Origin of the sequence: Paraburkholderia graminis (assembly GCF_003330785.1) — a bacterium.
GTDB lineage: Bacteria > Pseudomonadota > Gammaproteobacteria > Burkholderiales > Burkholderiaceae > Paraburkholderia > Paraburkholderia graminis.
This window is the reverse complement of sequence record NZ_CP024935.1, coordinates 1,396,009-1,416,823: the sequence shown is the minus strand read 5'-3', so window position 1 is coordinate 1,416,823 and position 20,815 is coordinate 1,396,009. Positions and strand designations below refer to the sequence as shown.

Annotated in this window: 19 protein-coding genes; 6 read left to right on the top strand and 13 right to left on the bottom strand. The window is 63.9% G+C overall.

Going from position 1 to position 20,815, the window contains the following annotated elements; translation table 11 throughout:
• Window positions 1–2: 2 nt before the first annotated feature.
• Together CUJ91_RS24485 and CUJ91_RS24480 are read left to right on the top strand one after the other, a co-directional pair.
• Window positions 3–1,730 (top strand): tannase/feruloyl esterase family alpha/beta hydrolase, encoded by a 1,728-nt coding sequence (locus tag CUJ91_RS24485; RefSeq protein ID WP_114158049.1) that lies wholly within the window; start codon window positions 3–5, stop codon window positions 1,728–1,730.
• Window positions 1,731–1,945: 215 nt separating this feature from the next.
• Window positions 1,946–4,216 (top strand): two-partner secretion domain-containing protein, encoded by a 2,271-nt coding sequence (locus tag CUJ91_RS24480; protein ID WP_114157379.1) that lies wholly within the window; start codon window positions 1,946–1,948, stop codon window positions 4,214–4,216.
• Between the two features lie 11 nt (window positions 4,217–4,227).
• On the opposite strand, the gene CUJ91_RS24475 is transcribed toward CUJ91_RS24480, so the two are convergent.
• From CUJ91_RS24475 to CUJ91_RS24460, 4 genes are all read right to left on the bottom strand, one after another.
• Entirely contained in the window at window positions 4,228–5,007 is a 780-nt protein-coding gene (locus CUJ91_RS24475; protein ID WP_114157378.1) for a MipA/OmpV family protein, read from the bottom strand.
• Window positions 5,004–5,885: an alpha/beta hydrolase gene (locus tag CUJ91_RS24470; protein WP_114157377.1), complete on the bottom strand. Its 882-nt coding sequence runs from the start codon at window positions 5,883–5,885 to the stop codon at window positions 5,004–5,006. The genes CUJ91_RS24475 and CUJ91_RS24470 overlap by 4 nt, the downstream gene beginning before the upstream one ends.
• A 1-nt stretch (window position 5,886) precedes the next feature.
• On the bottom strand, window positions 5,887–6,687 hold the full coding sequence (locus CUJ91_RS24465) for a DUF4118 domain-containing protein (RefSeq protein WP_107707855.1): 801 nt from the start codon (window positions 6,685–6,687) through the stop codon (window positions 5,887–5,889).
• A gap of 420 nt (window positions 6,688–7,107) precedes the next feature.
• Window positions 7,108–8,004 carry an NmrA family NAD(P)-binding protein gene (locus CUJ91_RS24460; protein ID WP_114157376.1) on the bottom strand — a complete coding sequence of 299 codons (897 nt, stop codon included), beginning with the start codon at window positions 8,002–8,004 and terminating at the stop codon, window positions 7,108–7,110.
• Window positions 8,005–8,184: 180 nt separating this feature from the next.
• Between CUJ91_RS24460 and CUJ91_RS24455 the strand changes: the two genes are divergently transcribed.
• The gene (locus CUJ91_RS24455) at window positions 8,185–9,066 is read left to right on the top strand and encodes an AraC family transcriptional regulator (RefSeq protein ID WP_114157375.1); all 882 of its coding nucleotides are present in this window, start codon (window positions 8,185–8,187) and stop codon (window positions 9,064–9,066) included.
• 30 nt (window positions 9,067–9,096) lie between these two features.
• Here CUJ91_RS24455 and CUJ91_RS24450 read toward each other — a convergent pair whose 3' ends face one another.
• The 3 genes from CUJ91_RS24450 to CUJ91_RS24440 form a co-directional block, all read right to left on the bottom strand.
• Window positions 9,097–9,954 (bottom strand): anti-sigma factor family protein, encoded by an 858-nt coding sequence (locus CUJ91_RS24450; protein WP_114157374.1) that lies wholly within the window; start codon window positions 9,952–9,954, stop codon window positions 9,097–9,099.
• Complete coding sequence (locus CUJ91_RS24445) at window positions 9,951–10,469, bottom strand: sigma-70 family RNA polymerase sigma factor (protein WP_006050321.1); 519 nt, start codon at window positions 10,467–10,469, stop codon at window positions 9,951–9,953. Before CUJ91_RS24445 ends, CUJ91_RS24450 begins: the two co-directional genes overlap by 4 nt.
• A 157-nt stretch (window positions 10,470–10,626) precedes the next feature.
• On the bottom strand, window positions 10,627–11,361 hold the full coding sequence (locus CUJ91_RS24440) for an anti-sigma factor family protein (RefSeq protein ID WP_114157373.1): 735 nt from the start codon (window positions 11,359–11,361) through the stop codon (window positions 10,627–10,629).
• A gap of 259 nt (window positions 11,362–11,620) precedes the next feature.
• Here CUJ91_RS24440 and CUJ91_RS24435 point away from each other — a divergent pair, with 259 nt between their 5' ends.
• Window positions 11,621–11,887 carry a DUF4148 domain-containing protein gene (locus CUJ91_RS24435; protein WP_006050319.1) on the top strand — a complete coding sequence of 89 codons (267 nt, stop codon included), beginning with the start codon at window positions 11,621–11,623 and terminating at the stop codon, window positions 11,885–11,887.
• A 48-nt stretch (window positions 11,888–11,935) separates the two neighbouring features.
• On the opposite strand, the gene CUJ91_RS24430 is transcribed toward CUJ91_RS24435, so the two are convergent.
• Window positions 11,936–14,416: a GcvT family protein gene (locus tag CUJ91_RS24430; protein ID WP_114157372.1), complete on the bottom strand. Its 2,481-nt coding sequence runs from the start codon at window positions 14,414–14,416 to the stop codon at window positions 11,936–11,938.
• 454 nt (window positions 14,417–14,870) lie between these two features.
• On the opposite strand from CUJ91_RS24430, the gene CUJ91_RS24425 reads away from it, so the two are divergent.
• Window positions 14,871–15,650 carry a DeoR/GlpR family DNA-binding transcription regulator gene (locus tag CUJ91_RS24425; RefSeq protein ID WP_114157371.1) on the top strand — a complete coding sequence of 260 codons (780 nt, stop codon included), beginning with the start codon at window positions 14,871–14,873 and terminating at the stop codon, window positions 15,648–15,650.
• A gap of 47 nt (window positions 15,651–15,697) precedes the next feature.
• Here the strand turns inward: CUJ91_RS24425 and CUJ91_RS34205 are convergent, their stop codons facing one another.
• A complete protein-coding gene (locus tag CUJ91_RS34205; RefSeq protein WP_053860574.1) occupies window positions 15,698–15,886 on the bottom strand; it encodes a hypothetical protein in 189 nt (62 codons plus the stop codon).
• Between the two features lie 61 nt (window positions 15,887–15,947).
• Entirely contained in the window at window positions 15,948–16,697 is a 750-nt protein-coding gene (locus tag CUJ91_RS24415) for a glutathione S-transferase family protein (protein WP_114157370.1), read from the bottom strand.
• 389 nt (window positions 16,698–17,086) lie between these two features.
• Between CUJ91_RS24415 and CUJ91_RS34505 the strand changes: the two genes are divergently transcribed.
• Window positions 17,087–17,251, top strand: coding sequence for a hypothetical protein (locus tag CUJ91_RS34505; protein ID WP_167450670.1), 165 nt, complete (start codon window positions 17,087–17,089; stop codon window positions 17,249–17,251).
• A gap of 32 nt (window positions 17,252–17,283) precedes the next feature.
• Here CUJ91_RS34505 and CUJ91_RS24410 read toward each other — a convergent pair whose 3' ends face one another.
• The 3 genes from CUJ91_RS24410 to CUJ91_RS24400 form a co-directional block, all read right to left on the bottom strand.
• Complete coding sequence (locus CUJ91_RS24410; RefSeq protein WP_114157369.1) at window positions 17,284–19,059, bottom strand: MOSC and FAD-binding oxidoreductase domain-containing protein; 1,776 nt, start codon at window positions 19,057–19,059, stop codon at window positions 17,284–17,286.
• Between the two features lie 11 nt (window positions 19,060–19,070).
• A complete protein-coding gene (locus tag CUJ91_RS24405; protein WP_114157368.1) occupies window positions 19,071–19,997 on the bottom strand; it encodes an alpha/beta fold hydrolase in 927 nt (308 codons plus the stop codon).
• A 147-nt stretch (window positions 19,998–20,144) separates the two neighbouring features.
• Window positions 20,145–20,792, bottom strand: a complete 648-nt coding sequence (locus tag CUJ91_RS24400) for an isochorismatase family protein (RefSeq protein ID WP_114157367.1) — start codon at window positions 20,790–20,792, stop codon at window positions 20,145–20,147.
• Window positions 20,793–20,815: the final 23 nt, after the last annotated feature.

Genomic DNA, 20,815 nt, shown 5'->3' with positions numbered 1-20,815 from the left:
TCATGATTCGAGTTCACCTTCGCAATTGGAAAGTCGCGCGCGCCGTCGCGCTCCCTGCCGCGCTCGTTGCCGCGCTTTTGATTACATCGGCGATTCCCGCATCCGGCATAGCTGCGACTCTGCCCGCCGGCCACGTGGCCGCTTGCGAGCGGCTGCAAGGCTTTATCGTGCCGGCTTCGGAAATAGGCTTGCCGACCTCGGGAGCGGCCGTCACCGCCGTAAAGCCAGTCGCAGCGAGCGGAAGCGGAGCAACCGCGCTTCCGGAATACTGCGAGGTCACCGGCAAGATCTCGCCACTCGACCGATCCGCGCCCGACATTCAATTCAAGGTCGCGTTGCCCGCACAATGGAACGACAAAGTCGTCATGTTGGGCGGCGGTGGTTTTGACGGGACCATTCCGAATGTGGCCGGCAACGTGCCCAATGGCCCGGTCGACCAACCCGTACCGCTTGGCCGCGGCTATGCAACGTTCGCAAGCGACTCGGGTCATCAGGCGAACGCGCTCGCCTCGCAGGACGGACGTTTTGGCCTGAACGACGAAGCGGTTAGAAATTTCGGCGGCGACGCATTAAAGAAAACGCACGACGCAGCGCTCGCGATCATCAAGGCCCGCTATGCGCATTTGCCACGCAAGGCTTACTTCGCAGGCGGTTCGACGGGTGGACGTGAAGCCGTCACGGCGATCCAGCGCTGGCCCTCGGATTGGGACGGTGCAATCGCATGGTATCCGGCATGGGACGACGCAGCGGCGCTACTCGGCGGTCAACGCATGAACCGCGCGCTGGCGAAACCGGGCGCTTATCTTTCCGTCGGCAAACGGCAGGCACTGTACGACGCGGCGATTGAGGCATGCGACGCGCTCGACGGCGTGGCAGACGGCCTGATCAGCGATCAGCAGCAATGCAACGCGCGATTCGATCCGTCTATTGCCACGCTCAACGGTGCTCCGTTGCGCTGCGCGAAAGGCGTGGACACCGGCGACAATTGCCTGTCGGACGCACAAATCGAAGCGTTGAAAACAATCAATACGTCCACCCACTTTCGCTTCCGGCTCGCGAGCGGCGAGACTCAATATCCTGGCTACAACGTATGGGGCGCCGACCTCGGCATCGTCACGCGCAGTTCTCCGGTCGAGCCTGTGGTCACGTTCCTCGCATTCGGCACATCACAGCCGGCCAATCCGATGCCTTTGACGGCACCGTATATCAGCGTGCTGACCGATCAGTGGATCAAGTACTCGGTCACGCGCGACCCGAACTCCAATTCGCTATCGCTCGATCCGGAGCAGCCGGGCGTATGGGCGAACCGTATCAGCGAGCTCAGTTCGCAGCTTGACGCAAGCACCGACATTGCTGCGTTCAAGGAACGTGGCGGGAAGCTGCTGCTCGTTCATGGATTATCCGATGTACTGGTCAGCACGCGTGCAACGGAGCAATATTATCGGCGGCTGCAAGCGCAATTCGGCGTTCGCCAGGTCGAGTCGTTCGTGCGCTTCTATGAGATCCCGGCGATGGGTCACGCGGCAAGCAGTACGTTTAACGCCACCTGGGATTCGCTGTCGGCGCTTCAGCAATGGGTCGAAAGAGGCAAGGCTCCGGTCGCGCAGGTGACTACCGACACCGCCGGCGTTCCCGGTCGCACGCGGCCGCTATGCGATTATCCGAAATGGCCGCGTTATCAGGGCGGCGACGTGAATCAGGCTGCTTCTTTCGAGTGTGTTGTGCAGTGAGCGAACGAACCGTGCAGGGGCCGCGGTGCGTGTGCACGCGGTCGACGGATTCGGAGTCGGCACAAAACGCAGGCATCAAGGCACAAAACGCTGAGAGTTCCTGTTAGTTAAGAGCACAATTTATGGCCTATGCTGCATTGGCCACGCCCTGAAAACAGAGGCAAAGGCCCCGGCAGAGTGGCATGCCATTCCGCTTGTATAAAAGAGGGGAAAGTATGTCACGCGATATGTTCTCCATGCGCCCGCCGCGCGCCTCGGGCAACCTGCCCGCCGTCCCTGTCTCTATCTCACTGTCTGTCTTCGCGTTGTTCATCGGCATGTCGTGCGCGGCCCCGGTGCTTGCGCAAGGCACCTTGCCGCAAGGCGGAGCCTATGTGAGCGGCAGCGGTTCGATTGCCAGCGCCGGCAATACGCTGACCGTCACGCAACCGGGTTCGACGCGAGGCGTCGTCAACTGGAACAGCTTTTCGATCGGCGGCAACAACACGGTCGTCTTCAACAACGGTTCCGGTGCGACGCTAAACCGTGTGACGGGCGGCTCGCCGTCGTCGATTCTCGGCAAGCTCAACGCGACCGGCAGCGTCTATCTGATCAATCCGCAAGGCGTCGTGATCGGGCCGCAAGGCGTGGTCACGACAGGCGGCCGCTTCGTTGCTTCGACACTCGACACCGACAACGCGTCGTTCATGAGCGGCGGAGCGCTGACGTTCTCCGGGCAGTCGGATCAGCGCGTGGTCAACCTCGGCCACATCGGCTCGACGAACGGCGATGTGCTGCTCATCGCCGCGAAGGAAGTCGACAACTACGGCACGATCAGCGCGCCGCAAGGCACGGCTGAAATCGCTGTGGGCAGCAAGGTGCTGCTGCAGGACTCGTCGAGCGGGCAGCAGATGTTCGTGCAGACCGCAAGCGGCGGCGCTATCGTCAACACCGGCGCAATCGAAGCCGCGCAGGTGAACCTGCAAGCCGTGGACGGCAACATCTACGCGCTCGCCGGCCGCAGCGATGCGGTGCGCGCAACCGGCACCGCGACGCGCGACGGACATGTGTGGCTGGTGGCGGGCACCGCGGGCCAGGTGATTCTCGCGGGCAACGTCGGCGCGCAGCGCGCCGATGGAACCGGCGGCATCGTCGATACCACGACGGGACTGCTGACCTTCTGGGGCGATCTCACGAAAGTCACCGCAGGGCAATGGAACGTTACGCTGCCCGCATATACGTTCGATGACGGCGCGTCGCGCGCCTTTGCCCGCAGCCTCAGCGCGGGCAGCTCCATCAACATGACGACGACAGGCGCGGCGGGCCAGAGCGGCGATATCGACGTCGCGCAGAGCATTCAATGGACCGGCGGCGCATCGCTCGCGCTCAACGCGGCGCATAGTGTTTCGGTCGCCTCGGGCGCGACGCTCGGCAACCAGGGCGGCGGCGCGCTGACGCTGCGCGCGGACGCGGGCGGCATCGACAACGGCGGCAGCGTCGCCAATAACGGCACGATCGACTGGTCTTCGAGTACCGGCACCGTCAGCGCGCTTTACGACATGAACGGCAGCTATACGCCCGGCGTCGTGCTGAGCAATAGCGCGTGGAGCGCACCCGCGTACAGCGGCCTGCTCACGCAGGTCACCGGCTATAAGCTCGTGAATTCGGCGCAGGATCTGCAGAACATAGCCAACGACATGGCCGGCAACTACGCGCTAGGCAAGGACATCGACGCAAACGGCTATGCGTTCAAGACGTTGGGCTTTACCGACCATACGTCGTTTTCCGGGCAGTTCGACGGCATGTGGCACACGGTGTTGAACATCTCGCCCGACTCCGATGCGGTGTTCAGCGATATCGCCGCAAACGCCGTCGTGCGCGACGTGAACATCAACGCGAACTCGCATATCTACGCGCCGTCGTTCAGGTCCATCGGCATTCTGGCCGGCAGTAACCACGGCCTGATCGTCAATACGTTCACCTCCGGCAGAATCTCGGCGCCGACCAATGGTGCAGGCGCGTCGATCGGCGGACTGGTCGGCGATAACTTGGGAACCATCGCGCGTTCGGGCAGCAGTGCCGATGTCGTCGCCGATTCGGGTGGCGGCGGCCTCGTGTTCAACAACACAGGAACCATCACGCAGTCGTATGCGACCGGCAATGTGTCGGCCAACGAGTCGCGCGGCTCGTCCGGGGGACTCGTGAATATCAACAGCGGCACGGTCACGGAGTCGTTCGCAACCGGCAAGGTCTCCGCGTACAGCTTGCGCCAGGTAGGCGGCGTCTGCGCGTATTGCTCGGGGCTTGGCAGCAACGTCTACTGGAATGCGGAGACGACGGGCGTGGCGACGAGCGGCGGCAATCTGCCGCCGTCGAACGGATTGACGACCGCGCAGATGAGCGATCCCGCGAGCTTCGCCGGTTGGGACTTCAGCAGCAACGGAGCGTGGACGATGCCTGCGGGCGCAACGCATCCTGTGCTGCGCTGGCAGGTCGAACAACACTAACGAACGGTGCGCTAGAACCGATACAACACCGAAGCCATGCCGTTCAGATCGAGACGCCGCTCGGTGATCGGACTGCCGGCGGCGGACTTTTGCAGACGCCCGATCACAGCCGCGACGTTCGCCGACCAGTGCGCGTCGAATTTATAGAGCGCGTTGACGTTGAAGTGCACGTCGCGCAAGCCCGAATGCGTCGCATATTGAGGCAGGCCCGACGCGGCGCTCTCCTGCGCATTCACGCCGAAGAAGGTCTGCGTGTATGTCGCGTTCGCCCATGTCACGCCAGGCCCTGCGGACAGCAGCAATTTGCCGAGCGGCGCGGATACGAAGAGATCCGCCATCGCGGTCAGGCCTTGCCCGGTTCCGGCGATGTCCCTGTAGACCGCCGCCGAGCCCGTGAAAGCCCACCACGTATAGTCCGCAAAAAGCCGCAGCTTCGGTCCCACGTGCACATCGGGCAAGCCTTTGAGCCGCGCATCGTCGGAACTCTTTCGCGACTGGAAATCGAAACTCAGCGACGCCCCGGCATGATAGTTCTCGCCCGCGAGCGCATTGACGCCCAGCACGTCCGGACCTTGGGAGAACACACGGTCCTTCCATGAAATGTCCTGAACGGGAAACGGCAACACCTGGATCTGCGATGAGCCTGGGTACTTTGGAAACACATACAAGCCCGGCCCGACCGATATTTTCCAGTCGCTTGCTGCTTGCGGTTCGTCGGCGTGAGCCGCGCCGGCACAAGCTGCCACTGCAAAGCCGCACGCTGCCGCCTTGAGCACGAATGTGCGCTTCATGCTTTCCTCGCCACAGTCGCCAGTTGCCGCAGGCGGCGTGCGAGCGCGCGAGAAACCACGGGCGCCGGGTTATGGCTCGACACGGTGGCGGCCACGCTTTCGCGCAGGAAGAGGGCGCATTCGCGCGCCACGACTTCGCGTTCGTTGTCGGACGTGATCATGTGATAGGAGTCGTCGAGCCAGATGGTTCGCAAGAATGACGCGCCGATGGTGGTCCCGACGAATCGCGCGTTATGCGGGCTCGAGGTTTCGTCGTCGATGGCGTGAATAATCAGGCAATCGGTGCCGATGCCCTTGAGCTTCTTCTTTACCGAGCCCGCCAGGCGGCCGGCCTCGTGCAGCGCCGGCAAGCCGATGAACGCCGGTCCGACTTCGCTGATGTCGTTCTTCTGCATGGCGCGCGCGATCTTCGAGCGCAACGCCTCGTTGCGCAGCCCGTAGGGTTCCTGCTCGCGATAGCGATAACGCGAGCGCAGCGGCGTGTAATACACGTAGTCCAGCAAAAAGCGATACCAGGGAATCGCCCAGCCGTCGTAGTTGAGCGTGATCGACAGCAGCAGCAACGCGGGGGCAGCGGGCCGCTCGTGCGCAACCGCGGCCGCGAGCGTCGCGCCCATCGAAAGACCGCAGATCGAGACGTGCCGATGCCGTGCGGCGAGCCGGTCGAACTCCGCGACGGCCGCGCTGATCCATTGCTCCATCGGCTGATGTCCGGTGCCTGCGCTGTAGCCGGGCAATTCCGGCGTATGCGTGGCAAAGCCTTCGTCGGCAAGCAGTCGGGCGAGAAAGCGCAATTCGAGCGGCGAGCTCGACAGACCATGCAACAACAGGACCGCGTGATCGCTGCCGTCAATGCCTGAAAATGGCGTGGCGTTCATGTCAGTCATCCGCGCGCAAAACCAGGAATTCACCGGACGACGTGGTGAAGCGATCGCACACGCATTCGACCGGCCGCCAGTCGTCGCGGGCGCCGGAGAGAAAACGCATACGGTGATGGCCCGGCGTCAGATGGACGCGCACGTGCGCGAGATCCTCCTCGTGCACTTGCGTGTGCTTCGCGCAATAGGCGATGCCCGCGTGCAACGATGCGTCGTCCACGAGGGCATTGGGTGTTGCCGTGGCGGCCGCGGCCACGAAGCTGCCAGGCGGCAAGCTGTTGGCCGGATCGAGCGCCTTGATGAGAATCAGCGAGCGGTTGTACTGCGCGATATGACGCAGCATGCGATGCATTTCATCGGTAGCCCGGCGGGCAAGCAGCCGCTCGTTGTCGTGGCGCAGCAGCATTTCGTAGCGCGACTGCGCGACGGCCGCAAGCAGTTCGGCGCGATACTGCGCGCGCCGCAAACGTTCAACGAGGCTGATGATGAGAATCGTGAGCAGAGGATATGAGATCAGCAGATGCAGGTCCGACGCGTCGATCACGTCGATGTGGCCATACGGCGGCACGAAAAGATAATCGGCAAGGCAAAGCCCGAGCAGCATCACGCATAACGCGGGCGCGAGGCCGCAGTAGTACTCGACGAGCACCGCGGCGATGAGAAAAGCAGTGCCGGGCATAAACGGCCCGAGCAGCGGATGCAGGATCGCTCTGATGATCGCGGCGGCACCGAGTGCCGCGGCTGCGGCGATCCACCTGTTCCGGCCCCGCGGCGCCCACCGTCTTGAATTTATGACTTCCATGCACCCGACGCAAACTTAAGAACCTTTCACCTCGTTAACGGCAATAGGGGAGAAAGATTTAGCCGATAAGTCGTTCGGTGAACCAAACTTTGAGCGCGGCGGCCGAACGAGCCGCCAAAGTTTAATCCAGTGCTGAGGGTTGCGCGAGTTTTAAGACGTGGGGCGTGGTGTCGCGGCGCGATGCAATGCGCAAGCGCCAGCGCGGTGCGGACAGTCGTTCGCGGGCTGAGGTCATTGCTTCGGCGCTAAAACAAGCCGAAGTCGTCGTTGCTGTCGGGAATCGCGGCAAGGAGATCGCGAACCGCGCGCCAGCCGATCAGCCCCGCCAGCGCCAACGCGACGGCGAGCAGGCGGCTCGTATTCACGCGTCGCTTACTCGTTGCATGCCGTAGAACACAGGTCGACATATCGATCCTCCCGTCAGGCGCTGAGCGCTGCGCCGCGCGGCACGATTGACGCTAACGCCTGCGTCAGCGTCGTCGGACCGAAACGCCGTTCGCCGACGCCGTCTTGCACGTCGATGCGGCCAGCGTTATGCGCGTCGTAGAGATCGACGATCAGGCGCGCATGGCCGTCGCCGAGACCGGCTCCGGCGAGCATCGCCGCCCATTGCTCGCGCGGCACCGCGTGGGCGGTGACTGTGCGGCCGGCGAGATCGGCAATCGTGCGCGCGACGTCGATCACGCTCACCCGCTGTTCGCTTTCGATGCTCACCACGCGCGGCGAATGCCGTGGCGGCTTGCCGTCCATCAGCAGTTGAGCCGCCAGCGCGCCGACATCCTGCGCGGCCACGGTAGGAAAGCGCTTGTCCAGCGGATGATGCAGGCTCGGCAGCACGCCCTTCGCCAACGCGACCGGCAGCACGCGCGCCCAGTTGTGGATATGTTCGGCGGCGCGCAGAAACGTCAGGCGAGTGTCGAGCGTGCCGAGCCGCGTCTCCAGGTAGTGGAACAGCGTGGTGATGCCCGTCCCGCTCGCGTGCTCGGCGCCGTAATCCGAAAGCGCGAGCACATGTTGCGGCGGATTCGCGCGCAACGCGTCGACACTCGCGTCGATCATGCGGCGCATCGCGCTCGCCGGGTCGTCGTGATCGCCCGGCACCGGACACAGCATCTGCACCGCGTGCGCACCGTCGATGGCGCGCGCTACGGACGCAGGATCGCGCAGATCGGCGATCGCCACCTCACAACCCAGCTCGATGAGCGGCGCGGCCTGCGCGGCGTTGCGGACCACGGCACGCCCGTCGCAGCCCGCGCGCCGCAACGCAGCCGCGCTTGCGTTGCCCACCTTGCCGCCTGCTCCAAAAATCACGAACACGTGAGGCTCCTTGTTGGATCGTCATGGCCCGATCATAAGGACGCGTGCCGCAAAAAACGCGCATGCCTGGATGCAAATGAACAGATTCGGATGGTCGTTTGACGATGGCCGCCCATCGAGCGAAGCCGCGAAAAACCCGGCACAATGCCCGCAGATCGACTGCCATCCGCGAGACAAACGATGAACGCCGTCATACCTGTCCCGACTCAGATTCCGCCCGCGCACAGCGGCTCGCGCATCGCGCTGCGCTCGAGCAAAACGCTCGGCTGGCAAGGCTTCGGCGCGGAGCTGGTCAACGTGTCGGCGGGCTTGCACCGGATACCGGCGCTCAAGCATCATCGGGTCGGCGTGCATGTGGGCGGGCCGGTCAGAGCGCATTGTCTTTGCAACGAGAAGCCGCACTCGCGCATTCAGGCGCACGGCGACGCCGACGTGATTCCCGCGGGACTCGACGGCCAATGGAGCGACGAATCGGCCTGCATGATTTTCAGCGTCTGGATCGGCGAGGAATTCGCGCGCAAGACGGCCGAGCAACTGGCAGTCAAGGCAAGCGACGCGCAGATTCGCCCGCAATTCCAGATGCGCGATGCGCGCTTCCAGCATCTCGCGTGGGCGTTGCGCGCCGAACTGGAAGCCGACGACGCGTCCGATCCGCTATACGCCGAAAGCCTGTGCACGGCGATGGTGGTGCGGTTGATCGGCGGGGCGCCGTCGCTCGACGGCAAGGAGCGCACGCTCGCTCCGAGAACAGCGGCGCGCGTGACGGACTTCATCGAAGCGCATCTCGACCGCCGTCTCACGCTGAGCGAACTCGCGGCGCAGGCGGAGCTGAGCGTGCCGCATTTCAAGGTGCTGTTTCGCGCGACGCTCGGCGTGCCGGTGCATCAGTACGTGGTGCAGCGGCGCGTCGAACGCGCGCGAACGATGCTGCTGCAAGGCCGGCTCTCCGCGAGCCAGATCGCACTCGAGGCCGGCTTCTCGCACCAGAGCCACATGGCGCACTGGATTGGGCGGCTGCTCGGCGTGACGCCGCGCGAACTGGTGAAGTCGGCCGCGCGCTGACGTGCGCGGTGGTTCACCAGCGCAGGCGCATCAATCCGTCTGCGTCGCGCCGGTCAATTGCGCGTATACGTCGTGCGAGAGCTGCAGCAACTGCTTGCGGTCGATGCCGCCTGACACCGCATAGCCGAAATCGCCGTCAACCCAGTAGAACACGTTGACGGGTCCGTCCTGGTACAGCTTGAACGCCGTGGTGTTCGCATTCACCTGGCGGCGCGAGATGCACAGCGTCACCCGTTCGCCCTTCGGTCCGCGATACATGAACTGGGCCATCTGGCCGTCCGGGCCGGGCAGCAGGCGCCCGCCGGAGAGCGAGAAGCCTTGCTTCGCGAGCATCGGCGGATGGACGTTGGTGCCGAGACGGTTCGCGAGCCACTGCACGAAATCCTGCTCGTGATCGGCGCTCATCTCGGTAGGGCGGTCGACCTCCGGCATATACACGACGTGCGCAACCGCGGCCTGGCGGGCGAACACCTCGGCTCGGTCCGCGCTCACCGGGCGCGTACTGGAAGAACCCGTCGACGAACCCACGGAGAAGCCCGCCACCGACTGCATCGCGTCCTGCCCCATATGCGTACCGACGCCGATGCCGACGCCCATCACCAGCGCCGCCGCCATCCCCGCGAATTGCGGCCAGTTGGCGGCGATGCGCGAGCGGCGCGAATGCGGCGGCGCGGCCGGCTGCAAGCGCTTCGGCACGGGTTCGTTCAACACGCGGTCGTAGCGATCGTGGAACAGGCTGTTCAGCGAAAAATAATCGCTGATGCGCGCGGCCAGTTCGGGATTCTGTTCGAGCGCGCGCTCGACGTCGGCGCGCCGTTCGTCGGACAGCGTGCCGTCCACGTAAGCATGCAGCTCTTCTTCAGTGATCGGGGTATGTTGGTCGCTCATCGCACCACCTGTAATTTCGCACCGGGCTGGCTGCCCGCCATCAATGCCCGAAGCCGTTCGCGTCCGCGCGAAAGCCGCGACATGACCGTGCCGATGGGCACGTTCAGCGCGAGCGCGACGTCGGCGTAGCTCATTTCCTCGAGGCCGACGAGCAGCACCACTTCGCGCTGGTCGACCGGCAGACGCTGCAACGCGTAGTCCAGATCGCGCATTTCCAGCGAGCGCGTCTGCGGCGCCGGCACGGCGAACTCGGCTTCGTGGACGCTTTCGTCGTCGACCGCCACATGGACCGCGCGCGACGATGCCTTGCGCGCCTGATTGGCGAACACGTTGTGCATGATCGTAAAGAGCCATGCACGCAGGTCGGTGCCGGGCTGGAACATGCCGGTGCGGCCGAGCGCGCGTTCCAGCGTGTCCTGCACCAGATCGTCCGCGAGGTCGCGATTGTTGATCAGCGCCCGCGCGTAGCGCCGCAAGCGCGGCACGTGTTCCATCAACTCGTCACGGACATCCATTCTTGATCCCGGTCATGGGGCCTCTCGTGGGCAGGAAGCGCGGCGCTGCGTCGGAGCGTCGCTCGTGTTGTAGGGCGGTTGTAGGGCGAACACGCGTGAGCGGATTCTATTCCCGTCGATGCGGCGAGTCATCGCGCGTGTACGACTGCGTGGGCGTTCATGGCATCGTCATGACGTCGGCGGCGCGCATCAGGCCGTGCGTACGCGCGTCGCCCGCGACCACGAAGCGTTGCCGCTGCGCGGTCCACGTCAACAGACGCACATCGCCGATGCGGCGCGCGGACCACTGCGGCTGCGCAGGCGCGAGCAGGGCGAGCGTCGACAGCAGGATCACCGGCTGGTTGTCGCCGTTTAGGTAGACGAATGCGGTGGCGCGCTGCAACAGGCCGAGCGACAGCACGCGCTCATCGACAAGCCGCAGCCCGATCGCCTCGAGGTCGGGCGCGGACGGCTCCCGGCGAGTCGGCGATGCCGCCGGATAAGGAGCGGCCACCGTTTCCGCCAGCGCCATCACGGCGGCATTGTTGAGCGCCTGCTGCGTCACCTGGGTCGCCGCAAACCAGCCGCTCACCGCCGCACACGCGATGACAATAGCAATCAGCGCCCTGATTGCCCTGCGCACACGCGGCTTGCCGGCGGCGTTGCGCCAGCGGCTCGCCGCGCCGCGCCGGGCTTTGAACGCCGTGGACGCGGGTTCGTCGGCGGTCTGAAACGAACGCTGAATCTGCTCGTTCAGCGAGCCGTAAAAGGCGACGCGGCGGGCTTCCGCCGGATCGCGGCCCAGATAGTCGCGCAAAAACGCGGCGCGCGCCGGCGACAGCGTGCCGTCGGCGTAGGCTTGAACGTCGGCTTCGGAAAGCGGTGAATCGGCGGGGGCGTCGGTCGGTTTCATGATGCAAGTTCTCCGGCCGGGGTTCGGCTGTTGAGGTGCAAACACGGTTGTACGCCGGTTTATTCCGCTCGCGCGGCGTCTTTCAGAAGTTCTTTTACCGCGTGAGCAAGGCGTCGTCCAGACCCGGGCAAACCGGTTCGCGGCGCGCTTTATTCCGTCGCGCGGAAATGTTTTTTACTTGCGCCGCGCCCAGGAATAAAAGCCGGCAAAGCGTGGTTCTCCCTGATGCAAACCCGCACACAACTCACCGGAGTTCATCATGAAGAAGATCGCTTTCGCCGCATTGTCCGTCGTCGTCCTCGCCGCATCGTCGAATGTTTTCGCGGAAGGAAAAACGCGCGCCCAGGTCTACCAGGAACTGATCGAGGCACAACAGAACGGCCTCGACTACGTGACCGACGCATCGTACCCGGATGTCAGCCCCGTGTTCGCGCATCAGGTCGAGCAGCACAAGCTGGCGCTCGCCGCCGAAGCGGCGGCAAGCCGCATGGCAAGCGAAAGCGCGTCGACGGACAGCATGAATTGAACCGCGGCGCGCGCCGAGGAGCGGCGCGGCTCGTGAACAAACGCCTGGCTACGCGCGCACGCGTTCGCCGCGCGGGTCGTACGGCGTCTTCACGTGAAGCGTGGCCGGCAGCGATTCGCCGGCCACGTCGATCGCGTAGGCGCCGCTCGTCAGATACGCGGCGTCGGCTGCGCCATCGGGATTGTTCACGTAGCCCATCGCCACCGGGCAGCCGAGCGTGTGGCCGAACGCCGCCGAGCTCACGAAGCCGACTGGCTTGCCGTCGCGCAGAATCGCTTCGCCGCCCCATAGCATGCGATCCGCGGCGCCGTCCGCGCTCAGCACGACCATGCGGCGGCGCAGCGGCTCGTCGCGCAGTTTCAGCAGGGCGTCGCGGCCGCGGAACGGAATGTCCTTGTCGAGCTTGCACGCGAACGCGAGGCCGGCTTCGAACGGATTCGTGTCCGGCGTGAGTTCGCGGCCCCATGCGCGGTAGCCTTTTTCGATCCGCAGCGAGTCGATCGCGTAGTAGCCTGCATTCACGAGGCCAAACGCTTTGCCCGCTTCGCGCAACGCCTCGTACACGCCGACGGCGAATTCGACCGGCACGTACAGTTCCCAGCCCAGTTCGCCGACGTAGGTGAGGCGCGTTGCGCGCACCGTCGCATAGCCGATGTCGACCTCGCGGCTTTGGCCGAACGCGAACGCTTCGTTGCGCCAGTCCGCTTTCGATACGCTTTGCAGCAGTTCGCGCGAGCGCGGGCCCATCACGGCGAGCACCGCATATTGGCTGGTCACGTCGACGAGCACGCAATGTTTGTCGCGCGGAATCGCTCTCTCGATCATGTCGAAGTCGCGCGTGGTTTGCGCGGTGCCGGTGACGAGCAGGTACTGGTCCGCGGCGATGCGCGTGAGCGTGAAGTCCGATTCGTAATTGCCGCGTTCGTTGAGCATGCCGGTATAGACGGCGGTGCCGGGCGGTACGTCGACGTCGTTCGTGACGAGGCTTTGCAGCACGCTTTGCGCGTCGCGTCCTTTGACCAGGAATTTGGAGAACGACGTCATGTCGAAAAGCGCCACGCCTTCGCGGCAGGCGCGGTGTTCGGCGCCGCTTGCACGCAGCCAGTCCGGCTGACCGAAGGTGTAGTCGACGCGTGCTTCGCCGGGCGTCGGCGCGAAAAAGTTGGCGCGCTCCCAACCCATCTTGCTGCCGAAGCACGCGCCGTCCTCGCGCAGCAGTGCGTAGAGCGGCGAGCGGCGCAACGGCCGCGCGCTGTCGAGTTCGCGATTCGGCCACGGCATTGCGTAGTGCAGGCCGAGCGTCTCCTTCACGCGATCGTGCAGCCACGCGTCGTTGCCGTTAAAGCGCGCGAAGCGGCGAATATCGACGGGCCACAAATCCATGGTCGGCTCGCCCGCGACGATCCATTCGGCCAACGCCATGCCCGCGCCGCCCGCCGAAGCGATGCCCATAGAGTTAAAGCCCGCGCCGACGAAAAAGCGCCGTAATTCAGGCGCTTCGCCGAGCATGAAGTTGTTGTCGGGCGTGAACGATTCGGGTCCGTTGTAGAACTGGCGGACCTGTGCGGTTTCGAGCGCGGGCACGCGTTGCAGCGCGTTAGTCATCAGGATTTCGAACTGATTCCAGTCGTCGGGTAGAAGCTGGAATTCGAAGTTCTCGGGAATGCCGTTCATGCCCCACGGTTTGGCGTCGGGCTCGAAACCGCCCATCACGAGGCCGCCCACTTCCTCCTTGAAATAGATGAAGCCGTCGGGATCGCGCATGACCGGCAGATCGGGGTGCACGCCCTCGATGCGATCGGTGACGATGTAGTAGTGCTCGGCCGAGTGCAGCGGCACGGTGACGCCGCACAGTCGGCCCACGGCTTTGGCCCACTGGCCCGCGCAATTCACGACGATGTCCGCGTTAATCGAGCCTTCGTCGCCGTCCTTGTTGCGCCAGGCGACGCCGGTTGCTTCGCGAGAGCCGTGCGCGTCGCGCGTGTGGATCGCCGTGACGCGGGTGTTTTCGACGATGCGCGCGCCGCGCATGCGAGCGCCGCGGGCGAGCGCCTGCGTGAGATCGGTTGGGTTGGCCTTGCCGTCGCCCGGCAGCCAGACGGCGCCGAGCAGGTCGTCGGTGCGCATGACCGGCCATAGGTCGCCGGCTTCGCGCGCGCCGATCACCTCGCAGGCGACGCCGTACGCGCGGGCCACGGCAGCGGTGCGCTTGAGTTGCGTCATCCGCTCGGCCGTGCGGGCCACCGACAGCGAGCCGCATTGCTTCCAGCCGGTGGCAAGGCCGGTGTCCGCTTCGAGTTCGGCGTAAAGCGCGGTCGAATAGCGGATCAGCTTCGTCATGCTTTCCTGCGCGCGCAACTGGCCGACGAGGCCGGCGGCGTGCCACGTCGTTCCGCAAGAGAGCTGGCCTTGTTCGAGGAGGATGACGTCGGCCCAGCCGAGCCTGGTCAGGTGGTAGGCGACCGAGCAGCCAATAATGCCGCCGCCGATGATGACGACGCGGGTTTGTTGAGGGAAGGGTGTGGACATGTGTGGTTGTTGGTGGCGTTGGTGTGCGTAGATTGCCGTATAAGTGCACGGAATGCAACGTGGGGCGGTGAGGCTTTGTGGTGGTTCGGGTGGTGTCATGTGGTGGTCGTATTTTGGCGGTAGGTGAGCGATCGACGTGCGCTCGGATCAGTCTGAGGGCGAGTTATCTTCCGCACGGGACAGCAGCGAAGACGGCTGCGAGGTCGGTTGGGAAAATGGCTGGGAAGGGCGTTGGGAAGGGCGTTGGGACGGCGGCTGGCAAAGATGCAGCGAAGGCTGCGGCGAAGCCGCTTGCACATTCGGCTGTGAACGCTGCGGTAGGCGTCGGGCGTCGCTCCGGCGTCTCGCACGCCGTGAACTAGGGGCTCTGCAGCCGACTGTGGAAATATGTGGGAAATCCCACATCAGCCCGTCGTTTTGCTAAACTCACCGCACCCTTCATCCGCCCGACTCCATGCTCTCGACTCAACGCCAGGCCGAAATCCTGCGGCTCGTCCGCGAGCAGCGCACCTGCACGATCACGGCACTTGCCGCGCGATTCGATGTGTCCGACGAAACCATCCGCCGCAATATCAAGCCGTTGATCGAGCAGGGTCTGCTGCTGAAGGTTCACGGCGGCATCATGCTGCCCGAGCGCCTCGACGAGCCGCCGTTCGAGCGGCGCATGGCCGCGAGCCTCGCGGGCAAGCGGGCCATCGGCGCGCGCATCGCCGAACTGGTGAGCGACGGCGATTCGCTGATTCTCGACGGCGGCAGCACCTGCGTGCACATCGCGCGGGCCTTAGTGGCGCGTTCGCGGCTGACGGTCGTCACGAACTCGATCGAAGTGGCCCGGCTGCTCGCGCCGCACAACGGCAACCGCGTGTTCATCGCGGGCGGCGAAGTGCGGGCCGACGACGCCGCCGCGGTCGGCGACAGCGTGCAGGCTTTCTTGCGCCAGTTCCACGTGCGCTACGCGATCGTGTCGGTGACGGCGATCGACATGCGCGGGCATTTCATGGATGCACTGCCGGCAGACGTCGCGTTTTCGCTGGCGGCGTTCGCGCAGGCCGAGCGCCGCGTGGTCGCCGCCGATCACGCGAAGTTCGGCCATAGCGCGCTGCTGCACGCGTTCGGCGCGGATTGCGTCGACGTGCTGGTGACCGACGAGGCGCCGGCGCCGGCGCTTGGGCAATTGCTGGCGGCGGCGGGGCTGGAGGTGGTTGTGGGCGTACCGGCGCGCGAGGAAGCGTAGGGCGGTGCTGGTATCTCGAATGGGTTAGATCGCGACTCGTTTTGAGGTCAAGGGCTGTTCAACGAATTCGGCCGACGGTTTCCGTTTGCTTTTTCGTAGTCCATTCCGATCGAACTCCAACCGATGTCGCGACCGATTCTCATAGCGAACGATCTCAAGTTCGCATCGGCGCCGGCCGGCATCTCGCCAGTCACATCGCGCAGGCGCGCTTCGTCGGGCTCGACGGTGCGGATCACTGGGTCTTCGCGGGCGACCAGCAACCCGTGCTGGACAACGTCAGGCAGTTTGTCGGCAACCTTAACTTGCCGACTGCGACGTCCATTCGCTGAAGCTCAGCCCGTCACGAATGGTTTTATGTTTTGCCCATTCCACTTCGGCAGCAGTCGCGTATGTCACCCCCGGCTCCCACCACAGTGCCGCTTCCTGTTGCACAGAAGGTCGCCTTTCCATTCGAGCGACCAACGACGCAAGCCTGGGTCGGGCAGGGGAGCGCCAGGACAATCGCAACGGACGCGTTTCGATGAACTGACAAACACAGGTGAGCAGGATGTCCTGAGCCGAAATCACACCGGGGACGAAAGCGCCGTCAGCGCCGACAAGCTGGGTCTCGAACCAGTCGAGAAGATACTGGTTGCGCATCGCACATCGCGCGGCGTGAACATTTTCTTCATGCCTGACGCCGGACCACTGCAACTGCGACACCATCGTCGTCGATACGCCGAACGTCTGTAACGTCGCGAGAACGAGCTTGTCGTGCCAGCGTTCCGTCGCGCGCACATAGTCGGATGCCAGGGGCTCCATGCCTGGGGGCGCAGGCGCGCCTGGATACGTGGACATGAGGTAATCGATGATCACAGAGGAATCCCAAAGCGTCAGGTTGCCGTCAACCAGCGTAGGAACCTGAAGCGTCGGCGCGACCTTCGCACGCTCTTCGACGCTGGGTGTCGTGAAGGTCTCCTCGCGCTCAAAATCGAGTCCCTTCTCGACAAGCACGATACGGACGGCACGAGCGAAAGGCGATCCTGTCGTGAAGAACAGCTTGCGCATCGTGGTCCCCTTGATTGACGGACGGCGTTGACGGACATCCACTGCAACGTGGCGAGCGCAGCCTGATGTGTGTGGATGAACTGCGTGCAACAAACGGCGCGCTTTTTCAGTAGGACCGGACAATCTTCCTGGACGCGCTGCAACGGGCAGGCGAAGCGTCGGCAACACCTGGACGATCGGGCAAAAAATGTCGACGCACGGGCAGGACGGCAACGGCCTGCGCGAGGCAAAGTCCGTCACAGGATGGGACGTGACATTTCAACGTCGTCCGTCGTTCGCAGCCAAACCTTCCACCGGTTCCGGAATCCTGGCGCGCCACCAGACTTGCGCAGATCGGTTTAGGCACAGTGGCTTATCGGTTCGTGCAAAAGAGACAGCGTGAGATGCCGATGAAACGCCTGATAAGCCGCGCGATGTACCACCCGCTCATCGCACTATCCATGTTCTACTTTATCGACCTGATGTACAACGTCGACTACAGTCCAACCAGCGCTCTGCTCGTGCTGGCAGCGAAATCCATGTCGCGGGTGGTGAACGTGTTCAACAAGGGGTAGGGCTATACGTCGATATGGCACACCCACGCCACTCAAATATCGATCACCACATCACCATGCGGCCTCGCGCAGCAAATCAGCACATTCCCTCCCGCAGGTGAATCCAGAGGATCCGGCTCATACACGACGGACCCCGAGATCAACCCGCTCTCGCAGTTGTGACAGACGCCGCTGCGGCACGACCAACGGACGGGCACGTCACATGCCTCGGCGAGTTCGAGAATGCTCTGATAGGCCGACGCGTTCCAGTGCGCGGCGATGCCACTGCGCGCGAACGATACCAGCGGACCGGTGTTCACAGCGTCTTCAGGCAGATGTGGAACTCGCGTGGGTACGCCGGCGATGCCAGGCGTCATCGACTCCCCGCCGTTGAAGATTTCGACGTGAGTCCGTTCGGGCGGCGCGCCGAAGGCCGCGAGTGCCTCTTTCATGTCCGCCATGAAGACAGTCGGTCCGCAGAGATAGAAGTCCGCGTCTCGCGGGACGCCGACCTCGTCCAGGACCGCTCGCGACAGGCGACCGGTCGCGTCGAAATCCTCGCCCATCCGGTCGCCCAAGCCGGGCCTGCTGTAACGGACGTGACTGCGGCCGTGAGCCAGCGACAGCACCAGGCGGCGCGCTTCGGCGGCGAATGGATGGTGCTGCGCGTCGCGGGCGGCATGCATCCACAAGACCTGCCGCGTCGAGCGGGCCGTCGACAGCGCGTGGAGCATGGCGAGAAGAGGCGTCGCGCCGATTCCCGCGCTGACGAGCACAACGGGCCGCTGTCCTTCCTGCAGCGTGAAGCTTCCGCGCGGCGAGCTGACATCGAGCGCATCGCCCACACGCACATGCTCCCTCAGATAGTTTCCAGCCGCGCCATTCGGCTCGATCTTCGGGCTGATTCGATAGCGTTCCGTCGATGCAGCACCCGAGAGCGAATAGCTGCGAAAAAGCGGCGGGCCGTCGACGGTCCTTTGAAGACGCAGCACCACATACTGGCCGGGCAGAGCGGGTCGGAGCGGCTGGCCGTCCGCGCTCGTCAATGTGAGAGAGAGAACGTCCGCGGACTCCGGTTCGATGGCCGCCACTGTGAGCGGTCGAAACCCGGGCGGAGCCGGATGCGTCGCCGCTGCGGGCGCGAGGCCCGCGTTACCGCCCGCGCTGCCGCTCGCCTCGCCGCTCATGCGGCTTTGCAGTAACGCCTCGAACGAAGAGCGCCATCCCGGCGAAAGCGCCTCGATTCGCAATGCGCGCTCCAGCCGATCGCGGGGATGATCGGGCGAATAGAGGAGCGCGTTGACCTCTGCGACTGTCATCCGCTCCGTTGCCTCTCCGACCTTGACGATCTCGTCGCCCGCGCCGACTTCGCCTTCTTGCAGGACGCGCAAGTAGAAGCCGGGCCGTCCGCTGGATGTCAGCAAAGCGGGCATCCGCGGCTCGTTCATCCGAATCCCGACGCGGTAGCAGGTGACCCGTGGCTGACTGACTTCGAACAGTGCGTCGCCGATCCGATAACGGTCGCCGATGCACACCGCTGAGTCGGGCATTCCCTCGATCGTGAAGTTCTCGCCGAACTGGCCGTAGACGAGATCGGATCGTTTCAACTGCTCCTGCCAGTAACGATACGATTCGATCTGGTAGACGAAGACGGCTCGCTGCTCACCGCCGTGTCCAGCGAGATCGCCTTGGCCGTCTCCATCGAGATTCAGCCGCCTGGCCCAACAGCGACCTGGCACCGGGTTCTTCCAGATCCCGGTGTGGACAGTGCGGCCATTCCAGTCGATGTCGCGCGGAAGCCCGACATTCACCGATAGCAGTTGAGCCATGCAAGCCTCAATTACGTTCTTGAGTCGATCTTTCGGGCGAGGAAGCCGCGTATCAGCGGCACCATCTCGTCAGCCTTGTCTTCGAGCGCGAAATGACCCGTGTCGAGCAGATGCGTCTCGACGTGCGGCAAATCCTCTTTGTACGGATACGCGCCGTCCGCCGGAAAGATGACGTCGTTCTTGCCCCAGACGATCAGCATCGGCGGCTTGAACTCACGGAAATACGCCTGCACCTTCGGGTAAAGAGGCAGATTGGTCCGGTAGTCATAGAACAGGTCGAGCTGGATGTCGTTATTGCCGGGGCGATCGAGCAGCGCCTGGTCATGGACCCAGTTGTCCGGAGAAATACGCGTGCGGTCGGACACGCCATCGGTATATTGAAAGATGGTCGTCTCGAGCGTGAGCAGCGGCAGCAATGCTTTGCGGCTCGCGTCCGAGCCGTCGGCCCAATACGCCTTGATGGGATCCCAGAATGCCTTGAGGCCCTCGTCATAGGCGTTTCCGTTCTGGACGATAAAACCCGCCACGCGATCCGGATGCTTCAGAGCAAGCCGCCAGCCGACGGGCGCGCCATAGTCCATGACATACATCGTGTACCGATCCGCGCCGAGTTGGTCGAGCAGGCTGTCTACTAATTCAGCGTAGCGGTCGAACGTGTAGGCGAATTCGGCACGATCCGGCATGTCGCTCTGACCATAGCCGGGGTAGTCCGGTGCAATCACGTGATAGCGGTCGGCGAGTGCAGGAATCAGGTTCCTGAACATATGCGACGAGGTTGGAAAACCATGCAATAGCAGCACAACGGGAGCGTCGAGCGGACCGGCCTGTCGGTAGAAGATCTTCAATCCATCCACCACCGCGGTTCGATGATAGGTGACGGGAACGGCAGGACCGGTGCGGTCTGCAGCAGACGAAGTACTCGAGGCTGGACTGGCCATTGCGATGCTCCTTGTTCGGATGGCCGGTCCGCGATCACCTTCTTTGCTCGAGGATGTCGAGCCGCGGCTCAGCACTGTGTGAGAGCTACAGAAATACGCTGCAAGAAAGGCATGTGAAGCGAGGAAGTTCGGACGCCGACACCAGGATCAAGTCATTGCGGCGACGACGTCGTCAGTGGATACCACCGCGTGCGCGAGAAACGCATAGTTGATCATGGCCGCTTTATAGCCATCACCCCAGACGGGATGACGAGGCCCCGCGGTTGCATCGGCTACGACCGACACTTCAAAGCCCTGCTCGAGCAGGTCCCGCAAATGAGCCTCCACGCACATGTTTGCGAGCATGCCGCCGAGCACGACTTTGCTCATGTGACGTTTGCGCAATTGCAGTACGAGGTCATTAGTTTGCGGACCGAAGACCTTGTGCGGACTCACGACGATGGTCTGGCCGTCATCAATGTAAGGCTTGAACTCAGCCAGCCAATCCGCGCCCGAGCCTTCGAATCCCTGGAGGTTCAGAGCGCCTTCTCGCGCGAACGTACCGGTTGCGAACTCGTCGGCTTCGAGTGGACCGTTGAACTTCCACGCGCGATCGGTCGGAAAGAAGTAATGCGGAGATATGAATACATTGATCTTCGCGGCTTTTGCGGCCTTGAAGATTCTCAGCATGTTTTCGACGGTTCTGTTTTCCGTGACGCTCGCACCCACCGCACCCCAATTCTTTCCCGTCGGGCTCAGCACGTCGTTCTGGGGGTCGATGAAGACCACGGCCGTATCGATTGGATCACAGTTCATGCCGGGTCCTCAGTAGAGAAACG